Origin of the sequence: Streptomyces sp. NPDC060209, assembly GCF_042728155.1 — a bacterium.
Classification (GTDB): Bacteria; Actinomycetota; Actinomycetes; order Streptomycetales; family Streptomycetaceae; genus Streptomyces.
The window spans coordinates 1-14,584 of the sequence record NZ_JBHWZS010000068.1 but is presented as its reverse complement, the minus strand read 5'-3'; the positions used below and the strand labels follow the sequence as shown (position 1 = coordinate 14,584).

The window sequence follows — 14,584 nt, the reverse complement described above, 5'->3', positions numbered from 1 at the left end:
GTGAGTCGGCGGCCCGTAGGGTGTCAACCCTGTGGATAACTGAGTGGTGATCGACGGTGATCGGGGCGGGATGGATGCGGACCACGGTGGGCGCACCGGAGACGAGAAGAAGCTCGCCTGGCCCGGCGTGACGAACCGCCCGTACGCGCAGGGCGCGGAGGCCACACCTGCGGGAATACCGGAGTCCGGGGCGGACCGCCCTCCGGGCCGGGGCGCCGCGGCGCCGTTGGGCACCGCCGCCGTACCCACGCCGGCCGGACGCCGTCCGGGCGGCGGTATTGCCGCGCTCTCGCTTCCGTACCAGGTCGTCGCCGCGCTCGCGCTGTCCGTCATAGGGCTGCTGGCCTGCGCACACATAGCCATGATCTTTCTGCATGTCGCGCCGTCCAACACGCTGACGAAGCAGCATGGCGAGGTGGTCGACGACTGGGTCTTTCCCGAGTTCGAGCAGAACTGGAAGCTGTTCGCTCCCAATCCGCTCCAGCAGAACATCTCCGTGCACGTACGGGCCGAGGTCGCCGACAACGGTGCCGACGGCAGCAGCGTCACCCGCTGGTTGAATCTCTCGCGTGATGACGGCGAGGCGATACGAGGCAACCTCCTCCCCAGCCACGTCGACCAGAACGAGCTGCGCCGCGCCTGGGACTTCTACACCGGGTCCCACGACAGCGAGAACCGCCCCAGCGGCCTGCGCGGCGAGCTGTCCGAGCGCTACATCCGCCGCATCGTGATGCTGCGTCTCGCCGAGCACGGCTACGGCGGCAAGGTCGAACGCATCCAGGTACGGTCCGCCACACGTTCCGTCGGAGCCCCGGCGTGGAGCGACGAGAAGATCAGCACCCGGGTCGAGTACAGGGAGCTGCCGTGGTGGACCGTCACCCCGCCCGACCTCCCCGGGACGGACCCGGCGGATCAGCCCTCACAGGCCCGGAAGGCGGCGGAGAAGTGAGTGCTCCCGCCCCGGTCCGTGCGAGCGCCGGCCATTCGCTCGCCCGCGCAGTCCAGCGCATCACGGCTTCGCCTCTCGGTGCCCATCAGAGCGCCGTCGTCCGGATCGGTGTCTCCGCCACCTGTCTGCTGTTCCTGCTGCGCGAGCTGCCCCACCGCCATGAGCTGTACGGCCCCGACGGTCCGTGGAGCTGGAACATGGCGAGTCGGCTCATCACCAACAACGACGCCTTCACCGCCTTGATGTGGTCGGACAGCACGATCTGGTTCGAGACCGTGTACGCGCTCACGCTGGTGTCCGCCGCGCTGCTGATGGCCGGCTGGCGGACCCGGGGCACGTCCGTCCTGTTCATGGCCGGGGTGCTCTCGCTGCAGAACCGCAGCATCTTCATGGGCGACGGCGGTGACAACGTCATCCACCTGATGGCGGTCTACCTCGTGCTGACCCGCTGCGCGCGGGTCTGGTCCCTGGACGCGCGCCGAGCATCGCGGGACGCCGCTTCTCTCGTCGAGAGCGGCCGGCCGGCCCGTGACGTCGCGGGCGTCGTCCTTTGGGTGGTACTCGGCTGCGTTCTCCTGCCCGCCACCCTCATGGGCGGATTCGGCGGCACGTGGTGGCTGCCGTCCCTCCTGTGGGTGCTGTGGCTGGGGAACGGTGCCTGGTGGGTCCTCGGCCGGCACGCGCCGGACCATGAGCTGCGCGCCCTCTTCGACGTCCTGGCCAACCTCGCCCACAACGCCGCTCTTCTCGTGATCATGGCCGAGGTGTGTCTGATCTACGCGACCGCCGGCTGGTACAAGATCCAGGGCTCCCGCTGGCAGGACGGCACCGCGATCTACTACCCGCTCAAGCTGGACTACTTCACCCCGTGGCCCGGGCTCTCCGGCCTGGTCGCGTCCAGCGCCCTGGCGGTCATGTTGCTGACGTACGCCACGGTCGTCGTGCAGGTCGCCTTCCCCTTCACGCTGTTCAACCGGCGGGTCAAGAACGTCCTGCTGGTCCTCATGATCGGCGAGCACGCCGGGATCGCCGTCCTTCTGGGGCTGCCCTTCTTCTCCATGGCGATGATCGCCGCGGACGCCGTCTTCCTGCCGACGGTCTTCCTGGTGTGGCTGGGGCACAGGGTGTCGCTCGGCCGGCAGCGCCTGTTCTCCCGGACGGCAGGCAGGTTCCGGCTCCCCGGGCAGCGGCGGGTGGAGCCGGTCGACGAGGAGCCCGGGCGCAGCGGCGACGGCAGTGGCCATACGCTCGTCGGGTGACCAGCGAGACCGGTAGTACAGAAGAGCCCGGGGCGGCAGCGTCGCCCGACCCGTCCGCGGAACCGATCCAGTACGACGACGGGTACGGCGCCGTGATCGGCGTCGGGCCGCACCCGCTGCCCTGGCCCGAGGGGGAGCGCTACGACCCCGAACTCCTCGCCCACGGTGACCGGCGCAACGTGGGTGACGCCTACCGCTACTGGACGCGGGAAGCGATCGTCGCCGATCTCGATACCCGGCGGCACGACTTCCATGTGGCGGTGGAGAACTGGGGCCATGACTTCAACATCGGCTCGGTGGTGCGCACCGCCAACGCCTTCCTCGCGAAGGAGATCCACATCGTGGGGCGGCGCCGCTGGAACCGGCGGGGGGCGATGGTCACCGACCGCTACCAGCATGTGCGGCACCACCCGGACACGGAGGACCTGACCGCCTGGGCGGAGGCCGAGGGGCTGCCGATCATCGGGATCGACAACCTTCCCGGTGCTGTGCCGCTGGAGCGGACGGAGCTGCCGCGCCGGTGTGTGCTGCTGTTCGGGCAAGAGGGACCCGGGCTGACGGAGGAAGCGCGCAAGCACGCCTCAATGGTGTGCTCGATCGCCCAGTTCGGCTCGACGCGGTCGATCAATGCCGGTGCGGCGGCCGCCATCGCCATGCACGCCTGGGTGCAGCGGTACGCGGATATTCCGGACCCGCAGGGCGGGTGACCGGTGGAGCGGATCCCCGCTCCACCGGATGTCCCACGGGCCGTCGGCAGGTCGTCGCTCAGGCCTGGCGGCGGACCTCGACCACCCGGAAGCGGTTGGACACGAACGCTCCGTCGCAGAGCGCCGCGTTGGCGGCCGGATTGCCTCCCGAACCGTGGAAGTCGGAGAAGGCCGCTGTCTGGTTGACGTACACGCCGCCGGTGAGATTCAGCGAGAGCTGCGCCGATTCGTCGAAGCAGACATCCTCCACCGCGCGTTCCACCTCGGGGGATGTGGTGTACGCGCCGACAGTCATCGCGCCCTTCTCACGGACCGTGCGGCGCAGCAGGTCCAGCGCGTCACCGGTCGAGCCGACGGCGACCGCGAACGAGACCGGGCCGAAGCACTCCGAAAGATAGGCCGCCCCGTCGTCGGGCTTGGTGCCGTCGAGCTTCACGAGAACCGGCGTGCGGACCACGGCGTCGGGGAAGTCGGGGTTGGTCACCGGGCGCGAGGCGAGGGCTACGTCGCCCAGGTCAGCGGCCCCTTCCAGCCGGGCCTTCACGTCCGGGTTGACCAGAGCGCCGAGCAGTCCGTTGGCCCGGGCGTCGTCGCCGAGGAGCCCGTTCACCGCCTCGGCGATGTCCGCCACCACGTCCTCGTAGGACTTGGCGCCCGCGTCGGTCGTGATGCCGTCGCGCGGGATGAGCAGATTCTGCGGGGTGGTGCACATCTGGCCGCTGTAGAGGGAGAGAGAGAAGGCCAGGTTGGAGAGCATGCCCCTGTAGTTGTCGGTGGAGTCGAGGACGATCGTGTTGACGCCCGCCTTCTCCGTGTAGACCTGGGCCTGCCGGGCGTTGGTCTCCAGCCAGTCGCCGAATGCGGTGGAACCGGTGTAGTCGATGATCTTCACCTCGGGCCGTACCGCGAGGGTCTTGGCGATGCCCTCGCCGGGCCGCTCCGCCGTCAGGGCGACGAGATTCGGGTCGAAGCCGGACTGGGCCAACACCTCGCGCGCCAGCTGAACCGTGAGTGCCAGCGGCAGGACCGCCCGCGGGTGCGGCTTGACCAGAACGGGGTTGCCGGTCGCCAGCGAGGCGAAGAGGCCCGGATAGCCGTTCCACGTGGGGAAGGTGTTGCAGCCGATCAGCAGTGAGATGCCGCGCCCGGCCGCCGTGTACGACTTGTGCAGCTGCAGTGGGTCGCGCTTCCCCTGGGGCTTCGACCAGTCGGCGCTACGTGGTGTGCGCGTCTGTTCCTCGTACGCGTACGCCACGGCCTCCAGGCCGCGGTCCTGGGCGTGCGGGCCGCCGGCCTGGAAGGCCATGACGAACGCCTGTCCGCTGGTGTGCATCACGGCGTGGGCCAGCTCGTGCGTGCGCGCGTTGATCCGGGCGAGGATCTCGAGGCAGACCAGGGCCCTCGTCTCCGGCCCCGCCGCACGCCAGGAGCCCATGGCGGCGCTCATGGCGGGGAGCAGGATGTCAGGATCGGCGTGCGGATACTCGACGCCGAGCTCCGGCCCGTACGGGGAGACCTCTCCGCCGGTCCAGCCGTCGGTGCCGGGCTGGCCGAGATCCAGCCGGGTATTGAGCACGGCGTCGAAGGCGGCCTTGCCCTCGGCCGCGCCGAGGCTGCCGGGGAGGCCTTCCTCGCCGTATGCCTTCGGGTGCTCGGGATGCGGGGACCAGTAGGCGCGCGTGCGGATCGCGTCGAGAGCCCGGTCGAGCGTCGGGCGGTGGATCTCGGACAGCTTCTCGGGGGAAAGCTCGGCGGCCATGACGGACCAACTCCTCGTCGAGCCGGGCAGGGATGTGCTGACGGAGTTAGAGTAACCGAACGATCGGTCGGGACAAGGGGCCCCAAGGAACCTGTGGACAACTCATGGGGGAGGATCGCGGTCATGACCACGGCCAAGCGGGACACGTACACCCCGGAGACACTCCTGACCGTTGCCGTCCGTGTCTTCAACGAGCGCGGCTACGACGGCACGTCCATGGAGCACCTCTCCAAGGCGGCGGGCATCTCCAAGTCGTCCATCTACCACCATGTGGCGGGCAAGGAAGAACTCCTGAGGCGCGCGGTGAGCCGGGCGCTCGACGGGCTCTTCGGCATCCTCGACGAGACGGGTGCGATACAGGGGCGGGCGATCGCCCGGGTCGAGTACGTCACGCGCCGCACGGTCGAGGTGCTCATGGCGGAGTTGCCTTACGTCACGCTGCTGCTGCGCGTGCGCGGCAACACGAAGACGGAGCGCTGGGCGCTGGAGCGTCGGCGCGAGTTCGACCAACGGGTGTCCGAGCTGCTCAAGGCAGCGGTGGCGGACGGAGACCTGCGTGCGGACGTGGACATACGCATGGCGACCCGTCTGCTCTTCGGCATGGTGAACTCGCTGGTCGAGTGGTATCGCCCCCAGCCTGGGGGCTCTCCGGAGGCGGAGCAGCTCGCCGACACGGTCGTCCAGCTCGCTTTCGAAGGCATGCGGGCCGGCTGATCCCGACGCCCCGTCGAAGGGGCGGGCCGGCTGATCCTAGGCAAGCTCCGCCGGGCGGTCCGGGCGTGGGCCGAGGTCGGTCTCCTCGAACACCAGCAGGGTGCGGGTGGACAGCACCTCGGGTATGGCCTGGATCCTGGTCAGGACCAGCTCGCGCAGCGCCTGGTTGTCCGGTGTGTGCACCAGGAGCAGGACGTCGAAGTCGCCGCTGACCAGTGCGATGTGGGTGGCGCCCGGAAGTGCCTGGAGCTGTTCGCGCACGGTGCGCCAGGAATTCTGGACGATCTTGAGCGTGATGTAGGCGGAGGCGGCCTGCCCCGCCCGCTCGTGATTCACGCGTGCGCTGAAACCGCGGATCACGCCGTCCTCGACGAGTCTGTTGATCCGGGCGTACGCGTTGGCCCGGGAGACATGGACGCGTTCGGCGACGGCCCGTACGGAGGCGCGGCCGTCCGTCTGGAGGATGCGCAGGATGGCACGGTCGGTGGAGTCCAGCGGCCGTGCGGGCGGGGTGCGGCCCGGGTCCCCGCCTCCGTCGGCCATTTGTTCAGCTGCCATCTGCCCGCGCCTCCCTGTTGTGGACGACCTGCCCCTATCCCAGGCTGTGGAGAACCGTTTGTCCACAGGCTGAAGGTGCCTGTAGCCAAATTGCCCCCGCGACCGAACAATCGGTAGGTGAGGCACGCCACACCGTGCCCTGCTCACGCCCCGACATTCCTGCGGATTTCGACACCCCTCGATATATCTCGATGCCAGGAGGTGCTTGTCATGACGGTTCAGGAGCTGCCCGGCGCAGCCGCCTACCGGCCCACGCCGCCCCCGGCCTGGAAGCCGCTCACCGATCCCGCGCCGCTGCTCCCGGACCCCGAGCCGTACCGCGTGCTCGGTACGGATGCCGCGGCCGGCGCGGACCCCGAGCTGCTGCTGAGGCTCTACGCCGAGCTGGTCCGCGGTCGGCGGTACAACGCGCAGGCCACCGCACTGACCAAGCAGGGCAGGCTCGCGGTGTACCCGTCGAGCACCGGTCAGGAGGCCTGTGAGATCGCGGCGGCGCTCGTGCTGGAGGACCGGGACTGGCTCTTTCCCAGCTATCGCGACACCCTGGCCGCGGTGGCGCGTGGCCTGGACCCGGTCGAGGCGCTGACGTTGCTGCGGGGAGACCGGCACACCGGGTACGACCCGCGTGAGCACCGCATCGCCCCGCTGTGCACCCCGCTGGCCACCCAGTTGCCGCATGCCGTGGGCCTGGCGCACGCGGCGCGTCTCAAGGGCGACGACGTGGTGGCCCTCGCGATGGTCGGCGACGGCGGGACGAGTGAGGGCGATTTCCACGAGGCGCTGAATTTCGCCGCCGTCTGGCGGGCCCCGGTCGTGTTCCTGGTACAGAACAACGGATTCGCGATCTCCGTGCCACTGGCCAAGCAGACCGCGGCGCCGTCCCTCGCCCACAAGGCCGTGGGGTACGGGATGCCGGGCCGTCTGGTCGACGGCAACGACGCGGCCGCGATGCACCAGGTGCTGAGCGAGGCGGTGGCACGAGCCAGGCGGGGGGACGGGCCGACGCTGGTCGAGGCGGTCACGTACCGCATGGACGCCCACACGAATGCCGACGACGCCACCCGCTACCGCGTCGACAGCGAGGTGGAGACGTGGCGCGCTCATGATCCCATCAGGCTGCTCGAACGGGAACTGACCGAGCGCGGGCTGCTGGACGAGGACGGCATCGGGACGGTGCGGGAGGCGGCGGAGCGCATGGCGGAGGGGCTGCGGGAGCAGATGAACGCCGATCCGGTGCTCGATCCGATGGATCTGTTCGCCCATGTCTACGAGGAACAGACCGGCCAGCTGCGGGAGCAGGCGGCGCGGCTGCGGGTCGAGCTGGACGCCGAGCACGGTCAGCACGACGAGAGCGGCGCGGAGGAGGGGCGATGAGCACCGCTGCCGTCACGGCCGGTGAACGGACCGGCAGGGCCAAACCGGCCACGATGGCGCAGGCCCTCGGGCGGGCGCTGCGCGACTCGATGGCGGAGGATCCGACGGTGCACGTCCTCGGGGAGGACGTCGGCACACTCGGTGGTGTCTTCCGCGTCACCGACGGCCTGGCGAAGGAATTCGGCGACGACCGCTGCACGGACACACCACTGGCGGAGGCGGGAATCCTCGGCGCGGCCGTGGGCATGGCGATGTACGGGCTGCGGCCCGTGGTGGAGATGCAGTTCGACGCCTTCGCCTACCCGGCGTTCGAGCAGCTGGTCAGCCACGTCGCCAAGATGCGGAACCGGACAGGGGGCGCCATGCCCCTGCCGATCACGGTGCGGGTGCCGTACGGCGGCGGGATCGGCGGGGTCGAGCACCACAGCGACTCCTCGGAGGCCTACTACATGGCGACACCCGGCCTGCATGTCGTCATGCCGGCCACCGTCGACGACGCGTACGGACTGCTGAGGGAGTCGATCGCCTCCGACGACCCGGTGGTCTTCCTGGAGCCGAAACGGCTCTACTGGTCCAAGGCCGACTGGTCACCGGAAGCGCCGGCCGCGGTCGAGCCGATCGGGCGGGCAGTGGTCCGGCGCTCCGGGCGCAGCGCGACCCTGATCACCTACGGACCGTCCCTCCCGGTGTGCCTGGAGGCAGCCGAGGCGGCCACGGCCGAGGGATGGGATCTCGAAGTGGTCGACCTGCGCTCGCTGGTGCCCTTCGACGACGAGACCGTCGCCGCGTCGGTCCGCCGGACCGGTCGTGCGGTGGTCGTCCACGAGTCGTCCGGTTTCGGTGGTCCGGGCGGTGAGATCGCGGCGCGGGTCACCGAGCGGTGCTTCCATCATCTGGAGGCGCCGGTCCTGCGCGTCGCCGGGTTCGACATTCCCTATCCGCCGCCGATGCAGGAGCGGCACCATCTGCCGGGTGTGGACCGGGTGCTCGACGCGGTCGCCCGACTTCAGTGGGAGGCCGAGAGCTGATGGCGCAGGTGCTCGAATTCAAGCTGCCGGACCTCGGCGAGGGACTGACCGAGGCCGAGATCGTGCGTTGGCTGGTGGAGGTCGGCGACGTCGTCGCCATCGATCAACCGGTCGTCGAGGTCGAGACGGCCAAGGCCATGGTGGAGGTGCCCTGCCCTTACGGGGGTGTGGTGACGGCGCGATTCGGCGCGGAGGGCGCGGAGCTCCCGGTCGGCGCACCGCTGCTGACGGTGGCAGTCGGATCGGCGGAGCCGCTCGCGGGGCAGGGGGCTTCCGGTGAGCCCGGCGGCGGTTCCGAGAGCGGGGCGTCCGGCAACGTGCTGGTCGGTTACGGCACAGGTGCACCGGCCGCTCGGAGACGCCGGGTCAGGCCCGCTCCGGTCTCGGCCTTGCCCGCGGCCCCGGCGACCGCGGCCGGGGTGAACACCTCGGCCCTGGAGAATTCCATGGCCGCGGAGACAACCACCGCTGCGACGGCAGGCCCGTCCCCGGCCCTCGGTGTGGCGGAACTTCGAGGCCCCGTTGCCGTCATCTCCCCCCTGGTCCGGAAGCTGGCGCGGCAGCACGGTCTCGATCTCCGGCAGGTCGTCGGTACGGGACGGGAGGGGCTGATCCTTCGTACCGATGTGGAGTCCGCCATCAGGGCCGCGGACGAGGAGCCCGCTGCCGGGGCAGGACCGGTGGCCGACGCGGAGCCGGGCCAGGCGGCCGAGCGGATCGCGCTGCGCGGGATCCGGGGCGCGGTCGCCGACAAACTGTCGCGCAGCCGGCGGGAGATTCCCGACGCCACATGCTGGGTCGACGCCGATGCCACCGAACTGATGGCGGCACGGGCCGCGATGAACGCCGCCGGCGGTTCTGCCGCAGGACCGAAGGTGTCGGTGCTCGCCCTGCTGGCCCGCATCTGCACGGCAGCGCTGGCGCGGTTCCCCGAACTCAACTCGACGGTGGATGCCGACGCCAGGGAGATCGTGCGGCTGTCCGCGGTCCATCTGGGCTTCGCCGCCCAGACGGAGCGAGGCCTGGTCGTTCCGGTCGTCCGGGACGCGCATACGCGGAACGTGGAGTCGATCGGTGCGGAGATCACTCGGCTGACCGAGGCGGCCCGGGACGGAAAACTGACCCCGGCCCAGCTCACCGGAGGGACGTTCACGCTGAACAACTACGGGGTGTTCGGAGTGGACGGTTCGACTCCCATCATCAACCACCCCGAGGCGGCCATGCTCGGCATCGGCCGGATCGTGCCCAAACCCTGGGTGCACGAGGGGGAGCTGGCGGTCCGACGGGTCGTCCAGCTCTCGCTCACCTTCGACCACCGGGTCTGCGACGGCGGCACGGCGGGTGGCTTCCTGCGGTACGTGGCCGACTGTGTGGAACAGCCGGCGGTGCTGCTGCGCACGTTGTAGCGGAGTGGGACAGTGCATGGCCCCGGCCTGGCTTCTTGTGAGTTCGGTCCCTAGGGGGACCGTCATGGGCGGGCGGCCCGCATACTCGGGGGCATGACCGCCTACGACGCAATCGTTCTCGCCGGGGGGGCTGCGAAGCGCCTCGGGGGAGCCGACAAGCCAGGGCTCCACGTGGGCGGCCGTTCGCTGCTCGACCGGGTGCTGGGCGTATGTGCAGACGCGGGGTCCACCGTGGTGGTGGGCGGACGCAGGCCCACGGTGCGTCCGGTCACCTGGACTCGTGAAGTGCCCGAGGGCGGCGGCCCCTTGGCCGCGCTCGGTGCCGGCGTGCGGCACACGGACGCGGAGAGCGTTCTGGTGCTCTCCGCGGATCTGCCGTTCCTGGGGGAGGCGACCGTCCGCTCATTGCGGGCCGCGGCGGAGGCGGGAGCCCGCGAAGGTGCCCTGTGCACCGACCAGGACGGCCGGGACCAGCCGTTGGTCGCGGTCTACCGGGCCGAGCCGCTGCGCCGTGAGCTCGCCCTTCTCGCCACCGAGCACGGCAGCCTCGCCGGTCTCCCGCTGCGGATGCTTACCGCCGAACTGGACCTGGCCCGGGTCCAGGCCGACCCTTTGGCGTCGTTCGACTGCGACACCTGGGAAGACATTGCTGCCGCCAGGGCGCGGATCAGGGAGCATGGGACTGTGCTGGACGAATGGATCACCGCAGTCAAGAACGAACTGGGCATCGAACTCGACGTCGATACCGGCGTCCTGCTCGATCTCGCCCGTGACGCCGCGCACGGCGTCGCCCGGCCCGCCGCGCCGCTGACCACCTTCCTGGTGGGGTACGCGGCGGCGATGGCGAGCAGCGGCAAGAGCCCGGAGGACGCGGCCGAAGCGGTCGCTGAAGCCTCCCGCAAGGCCACCGCCCTCGCGCTCCGGTGGGAGGAGGAGGCGGGCAGCGGGCCCGGCACGCCATGACCGCGCACGGAGGCGAGGCGCGGGCGGCCCAGGAGGAACGAGCCGCCGAAGAGGAGCGGGCTGTCGAGCAGGCCCTGGCTCTCGTCGGGCGTCAGCCGCAGGCCGCGCATCGCCCACCGGACAGGAGCGGTGCGACGACCCCGGCTTCCTCGCCGACGCCGACGCCGACGCGGACGCCGACGGAGCCAGGCATGCGCACCGGTCCGGCCGCAGGCGCCCGGGCCTCGGGCTCTCCCAGCGCTCACGGAGCCTCGTCGGCCCACCGTTCACCGGCCTCCCCGCACGCCCACCGCGCCAGGGCCACCACTTGGTCCGGGGCGCGTGCCCTGGCCGAGCGCCTCGGCCGTGCCACCCCGCTGCCCGCCCACCGGCTCCCCCTGGACCGGGCTCTCGGACATGTTCTGGCCGAGGCCGTTGTCGCGCTCACCGATCTGCCGTCGTTCGACACCTCGGCCATGGACGGCTGGGTCGTCGCAGGGCCGGGACCCTGGGCCGTACAGGAGGGGGAAGGGCTGCTCGCCGGACGCGGGTCCACAGGGCCGCTCCCCGACGGGCAAGCCCTGCGGATCGCTACGGGCGCACGCCTTCCGGCGGATGCCACGGCCGTCATCCGCAGTGAGCACGCACACTGCGACGAGGCCAAGGGGCTCCTGCACGCCACCCGCGAAGTCGTCCCGGGCCAGGACATCCGGCCCCGGGGCCAGGAGTGCCGGTCCGGCGACGAGCTCCTGCCCGTGGGAACCGTGGTGACCCCGCCCGTTCTCGGGCTGGCGGCTGCTGCGGGATACGACGCGCTCGTCGCCGTACCCCGGCCCCGCGTGGACGTCTTCGTGCTCGGTGACGAGCTCCTCACGGCGGGGCTTCCACGCGAAGGACTGATCCGGGACGCGCTCGGCCCCATGCTGGTCCCCTGGCTCCGTGCTCTGGGCGCGGAGGTCGCCGAGCCCCGGCGGCTCGGCGACGACGCCGAGGCGCTCCGTCAGGCCCTGATCTCCTCCGATGCCGATCTGATCCTCACCACGGGCGGAACAGCAGCCGGTCCGGTGGACCATGTCCACCCCGTCCTGGCCGAGATCGGGGCCGGCCTGCTGGTTGACGGGGTGGCCGTGCGACCCGGACATCCCATGCTTCTGGCGCAACTCGCCGAGGGCGGCCCCTGCCTGGTGGGCCTGCCCGGCAATCCCCTCGCCGCGGTCTCCGGACTGCTGACGCTGGCCGAGCCCCTGCTCCGGGGAATCGCCGGCCGGACCGCCCAGGACCGGTACCGCGCGCCCGTCCATGAAGAGGTGCACGGACACCCCCATGACACGCGGCTGATCCCTGTGGTCCATCGCGACGACAGGGTCGTGCCCCTTCATTACAACGGCCCCGCCATGCTCAGGGGGATCGCTGCCGCGGACGGGCTGGCCGTGGTGCCGCCCGGCGGGGTACGGTCCGGCACCGAGGTGGAGATCCTCGATCTACCGTGGGCCTCGGCGTCGCCGTGGACGGAAGGGTGTTTCACGTGAAACTTCCCGGCCACGATGCGATGGCCAGGCGCGCAGACGAATACGTCGTCCCGACCCGGGTGCTCCTGCCCCGGCGAGTGGTCGACAGACCGCTGCGTCAGGTGGCCAAGCGGCTGGCGATGGCTCTCACGGTGCTGGCCACCACGGTCTTCATCGTCTGGGCCGACCGGGACGGGTACCACGACAACGCTGACAACAAGGTCGACTTCCTCGACGCCGTCTACTACGCGACGGTGACGCTGTCGACGACCGGCTACGGCGACATCGTGCCGTACAGCGACCCGGCCCGGCTGGTCAACGTGGTGCTGGTGACGCCGTTGCGCGTGCTCTTCCTGATCATCCTGGTCGGCACCACTCTCGAGGTCCTGACGGAACGGACCCGGGAGGACTTCCGGCTGAACCGTTGGAGAAGCAACTTGCGTGAACACACCGTGGTCGTCGGCTTCGGCACGAAGGGCCGCTCAGCGATCCAGACGCTTTGTGCGACCGGGCTGAAGAAGGACCAGATCGTCATCGTCGATCCGGCCGGCAAGGTGATCGAAGCAGCCAACGCCGAGGGATTCGTCGGCGTGCTGGGTGATGCGACGCGCAGCGATGTGCTGTTGCGGGCCGAGGTCCAGAAGGCCCGTCAGATCATCATCGCCACCCAACGCGACGACACCGCCGTACTGGTTGCCCTGACCGCGCGTCAGCTCAACCGGGGTGCGAAGATCGTGGCCGCCGTGCGCGAAGAGGAGAACGCGCCGCTGCTCCGGCAGTCCGGCGCCGATGCTGTGATCACCAGTGCGAGCGCGGCGGGCCGTCTGCTCGGTCTCTCCGTTCTCAGTCCCAGCGCGGGCACGGTGATGGAGGATCTCATCCAGCAGGGCAGCGGGCTCGATCTCGTCGAACGGCCGGTGATAAAGGCCGAGGTGGGCAAGAACGTCCGGGAGACCGACGACCTGGTGGTCAGTGTCCTGCGTGGCCACCGGCTGCTGGGCTACGACGATCCGGCGGCCAGCCCTCTGCAGCTGACGGACCGGGTGATCACGATCGTGCGTGCCTCACCGCTCCACACGTCGCCGACGAACCACTTGCCGCAGCCCAACCAGCGGCCGTAGAAACAGAGCCTGGATGCGGCGCAGGCAGGTCTGCCCCCGTCCGGGACTCTGCACGGAGTAGCCTCGCGCACATGTATGCGATCACGATCCCCGAACCCGGCGGCCCCGAAGCGCTCGTGTGGGCCGAGGTCCCCGATCCCGTACCAGACGAGGGTGAAGTCCTCGTCGAGGTCGTGTCCAGCGCGGTCAACCGGGCCGATGTCCTGCAGCGGCAGGGCTTCTACAACCCCCCGCCCGGCGCCTCCCCCTACCCCGGCCTGGAATGCTCGGGCCGCATCGCGGCGTTGGGCCCCGGGGTGACCGGGTGGTCCGTGGGCGACGAGGTGTGCGGACTGCTCGCGGGCGGCGGATACGCGGAGAAGGTGGCCGTGCCCGTCGGCCAGTTGCTGCCGGTGCCCGAGGGCGTGGACCTGGCCGACGCCGCGGCGCTGCCTGAAGTGGCGGCGACGGTCTGGTCCAACGTCTTCATGGTGGCTCACCTGCGCCCCGGCGAGACCCTTCTGGTCCACGGCGGGTCCAGCGGGATCGGCACGATGGCGATCCAGCTCGCCAAGGCCGTCGGCGCGCGCGTCGCGGTGACCGCGGGAGGCCCCGAGAAGCTGGCGCGTTGTCAGGAGCTCGGCGCCGACATCCTCATCGACTACCGCGAGCAGGATTTCGTCGAGGAACTGCGCCAGGCGACGGACGGTGCGGGAGCGGATGTGATCCTCGACATCGTCGGGGCGAAGTATCTCGACCGGAACGTGCGGGCACTGGCTGTGAACGGCCGTCTCGCGATCATCGGCCTCCAGGGCGGGGCCAAGGGCGAGCTGAATCTGAGCGCCCTGCTGAGCAAGCGGGCCGCTGTCACGGCAACGTCTCTGCGCGCGCGGCCGCTCGCGGAGAAGGCCGCGATCATCGCGGCGGTACGTGAGCATGTGTGGCCGCTGCTCGCCGACGGCGTCGTCCGGCCGATCGTGGACCGCACGATGCCTATGACGGAGGCGGCGGAGGCCCACCGGCTGATGGAGTCCAGCAGCCACATCGGCAAGATCCTCCTGGCCGCGCCGAAGGCCTGACGCATGCGGGCCCGACGGCAGCAGAAGGCCTGACGCGTGCGGGGCTGACGGCAGAGTCCTGATACGTGAGGGCCTGAGCGTGCAGGCCTGACGCATGCGGGCCTGACGCGTGCGGGCGCGTCGCGTGGGGGCCGCGTTCGCGCGTCACGGCGAACGGACGCAAGCGGGCAGACGTCGGGGCCCGGCACACATCGCGTGTGC

At 70.6% G+C, this 14,584-nt stretch carries 13 protein-coding genes; 11 read left to right on the top strand and 2 right to left on the bottom strand.

What is annotated here, in order from left to right; translation table 11 throughout:
- Positions 1 to 70: 70 nt before the first annotated feature.
- Genes ACFWFI_RS15775 through ACFWFI_RS15765 form a run of 3 tightly spaced genes read left to right on the top strand, consistent with a single transcriptional unit; the run spans position 71 to position 2,915 of the window.
- Positions 71 to 949 (top strand): DUF5819 family protein, encoded by an 879-nt coding sequence (locus ACFWFI_RS15775; protein WP_387389845.1) that lies wholly within the window; start codon positions 71 to 73, stop codon positions 947 to 949.
- Entirely contained in the window at positions 946 to 2,208 is a 1,263-nt protein-coding gene (locus tag ACFWFI_RS15770) for an HTTM domain-containing protein (RefSeq protein ID WP_387389842.1), read from the top strand. The genes ACFWFI_RS15775 and ACFWFI_RS15770 overlap by 4 nt, the downstream gene beginning before the upstream one ends.
- Positions 2,205 to 2,915 carry a TrmH family RNA methyltransferase gene (locus ACFWFI_RS15765; RefSeq protein ID WP_387389840.1) on the top strand — a complete coding sequence of 237 codons (711 nt, stop codon included), beginning with the start codon at positions 2,205 to 2,207 and terminating at the stop codon, positions 2,913 to 2,915. The genes ACFWFI_RS15770 and ACFWFI_RS15765 overlap by 4 nt, the downstream gene beginning before the upstream one ends.
- A 58-nt stretch (positions 2,916 to 2,973) precedes the next feature.
- On the opposite strand, the gene paaN is transcribed toward ACFWFI_RS15765, so the two are convergent.
- The gene (paaN, locus tag ACFWFI_RS15760) at positions 2,974 to 4,674 is read right to left on the bottom strand and encodes a phenylacetic acid degradation protein PaaN (RefSeq protein WP_387389838.1); all 1,701 of its coding nucleotides are present in this window, start codon (positions 4,672 to 4,674) and stop codon (positions 2,974 to 2,976) included.
- A gap of 123 nt (positions 4,675 to 4,797) precedes the next feature.
- Here paaN and ACFWFI_RS15755 point away from each other — a divergent pair, with 123 nt between their 5' ends.
- Complete coding sequence (locus tag ACFWFI_RS15755; protein WP_387389836.1) at positions 4,798 to 5,388, top strand: TetR/AcrR family transcriptional regulator; 591 nt, start codon at positions 4,798 to 4,800, stop codon at positions 5,386 to 5,388.
- A gap of 36 nt (positions 5,389 to 5,424) precedes the next feature.
- Here ACFWFI_RS15755 and ACFWFI_RS15750 read toward each other — a convergent pair whose 3' ends face one another.
- Complete coding sequence (locus ACFWFI_RS15750; protein WP_387389890.1) at positions 5,425 to 5,931, bottom strand: Lrp/AsnC family transcriptional regulator; 507 nt, start codon at positions 5,929 to 5,931, stop codon at positions 5,425 to 5,427.
- 225 nt (positions 5,932 to 6,156) lie between these two features.
- On the opposite strand from ACFWFI_RS15750, the gene pdhA reads away from it, so the two are divergent.
- From pdhA to ACFWFI_RS15715, 7 genes are all read left to right on the top strand, one after another.
- Positions 6,157 to 7,320 carry a pyruvate dehydrogenase (acetyl-transferring) E1 component subunit alpha gene (pdhA, locus tag ACFWFI_RS15745; RefSeq protein WP_387389833.1) on the top strand — a complete coding sequence of 388 codons (1,164 nt, stop codon included), beginning with the start codon at positions 6,157 to 6,159 and terminating at the stop codon, positions 7,318 to 7,320.
- On the top strand, positions 7,317 to 8,348 hold the full coding sequence (locus ACFWFI_RS15740; RefSeq protein ID WP_387389832.1) for an alpha-ketoacid dehydrogenase subunit beta: 1,032 nt from the start codon (positions 7,317 to 7,319) through the stop codon (positions 8,346 to 8,348). The genes pdhA and ACFWFI_RS15740 overlap by 4 nt, the downstream gene beginning before the upstream one ends.
- Positions 8,348 to 9,754: a dihydrolipoamide acetyltransferase family protein gene (locus tag ACFWFI_RS15735; protein WP_387389829.1), complete on the top strand. Its 1,407-nt coding sequence runs from the start codon at positions 8,348 to 8,350 to the stop codon at positions 9,752 to 9,754. The genes ACFWFI_RS15740 and ACFWFI_RS15735 overlap by 1 nt, the downstream gene beginning before the upstream one ends.
- Before the next feature lie 93 nt (positions 9,755 to 9,847).
- Positions 9,848 to 10,717: an NTP transferase domain-containing protein gene (locus ACFWFI_RS15730; RefSeq protein WP_387389827.1), complete on the top strand. Its 870-nt coding sequence runs from the start codon at positions 9,848 to 9,850 to the stop codon at positions 10,715 to 10,717.
- Entirely contained in the window at positions 10,714 to 12,225 is a 1,512-nt protein-coding gene (locus tag ACFWFI_RS15725) for a molybdopterin molybdotransferase MoeA (protein ID WP_387389825.1), read from the top strand. Before ACFWFI_RS15730 ends, ACFWFI_RS15725 begins: the two co-directional genes overlap by 4 nt.
- Complete coding sequence (locus ACFWFI_RS15720) at positions 12,183 to 13,325, top strand: potassium channel family protein (protein WP_387389823.1); 1,143 nt, start codon at positions 12,183 to 12,185, stop codon at positions 13,323 to 13,325. Before ACFWFI_RS15725 ends, ACFWFI_RS15720 begins: the two co-directional genes overlap by 43 nt.
- A gap of 71 nt (positions 13,326 to 13,396) precedes the next feature.
- Positions 13,397 to 14,383, top strand: coding sequence for an NAD(P)H-quinone oxidoreductase (locus ACFWFI_RS15715; RefSeq protein WP_387389821.1), 987 nt, complete (start codon positions 13,397 to 13,399; stop codon positions 14,381 to 14,383).
- Positions 14,384 to 14,584: the final 201 nt, after the last annotated feature.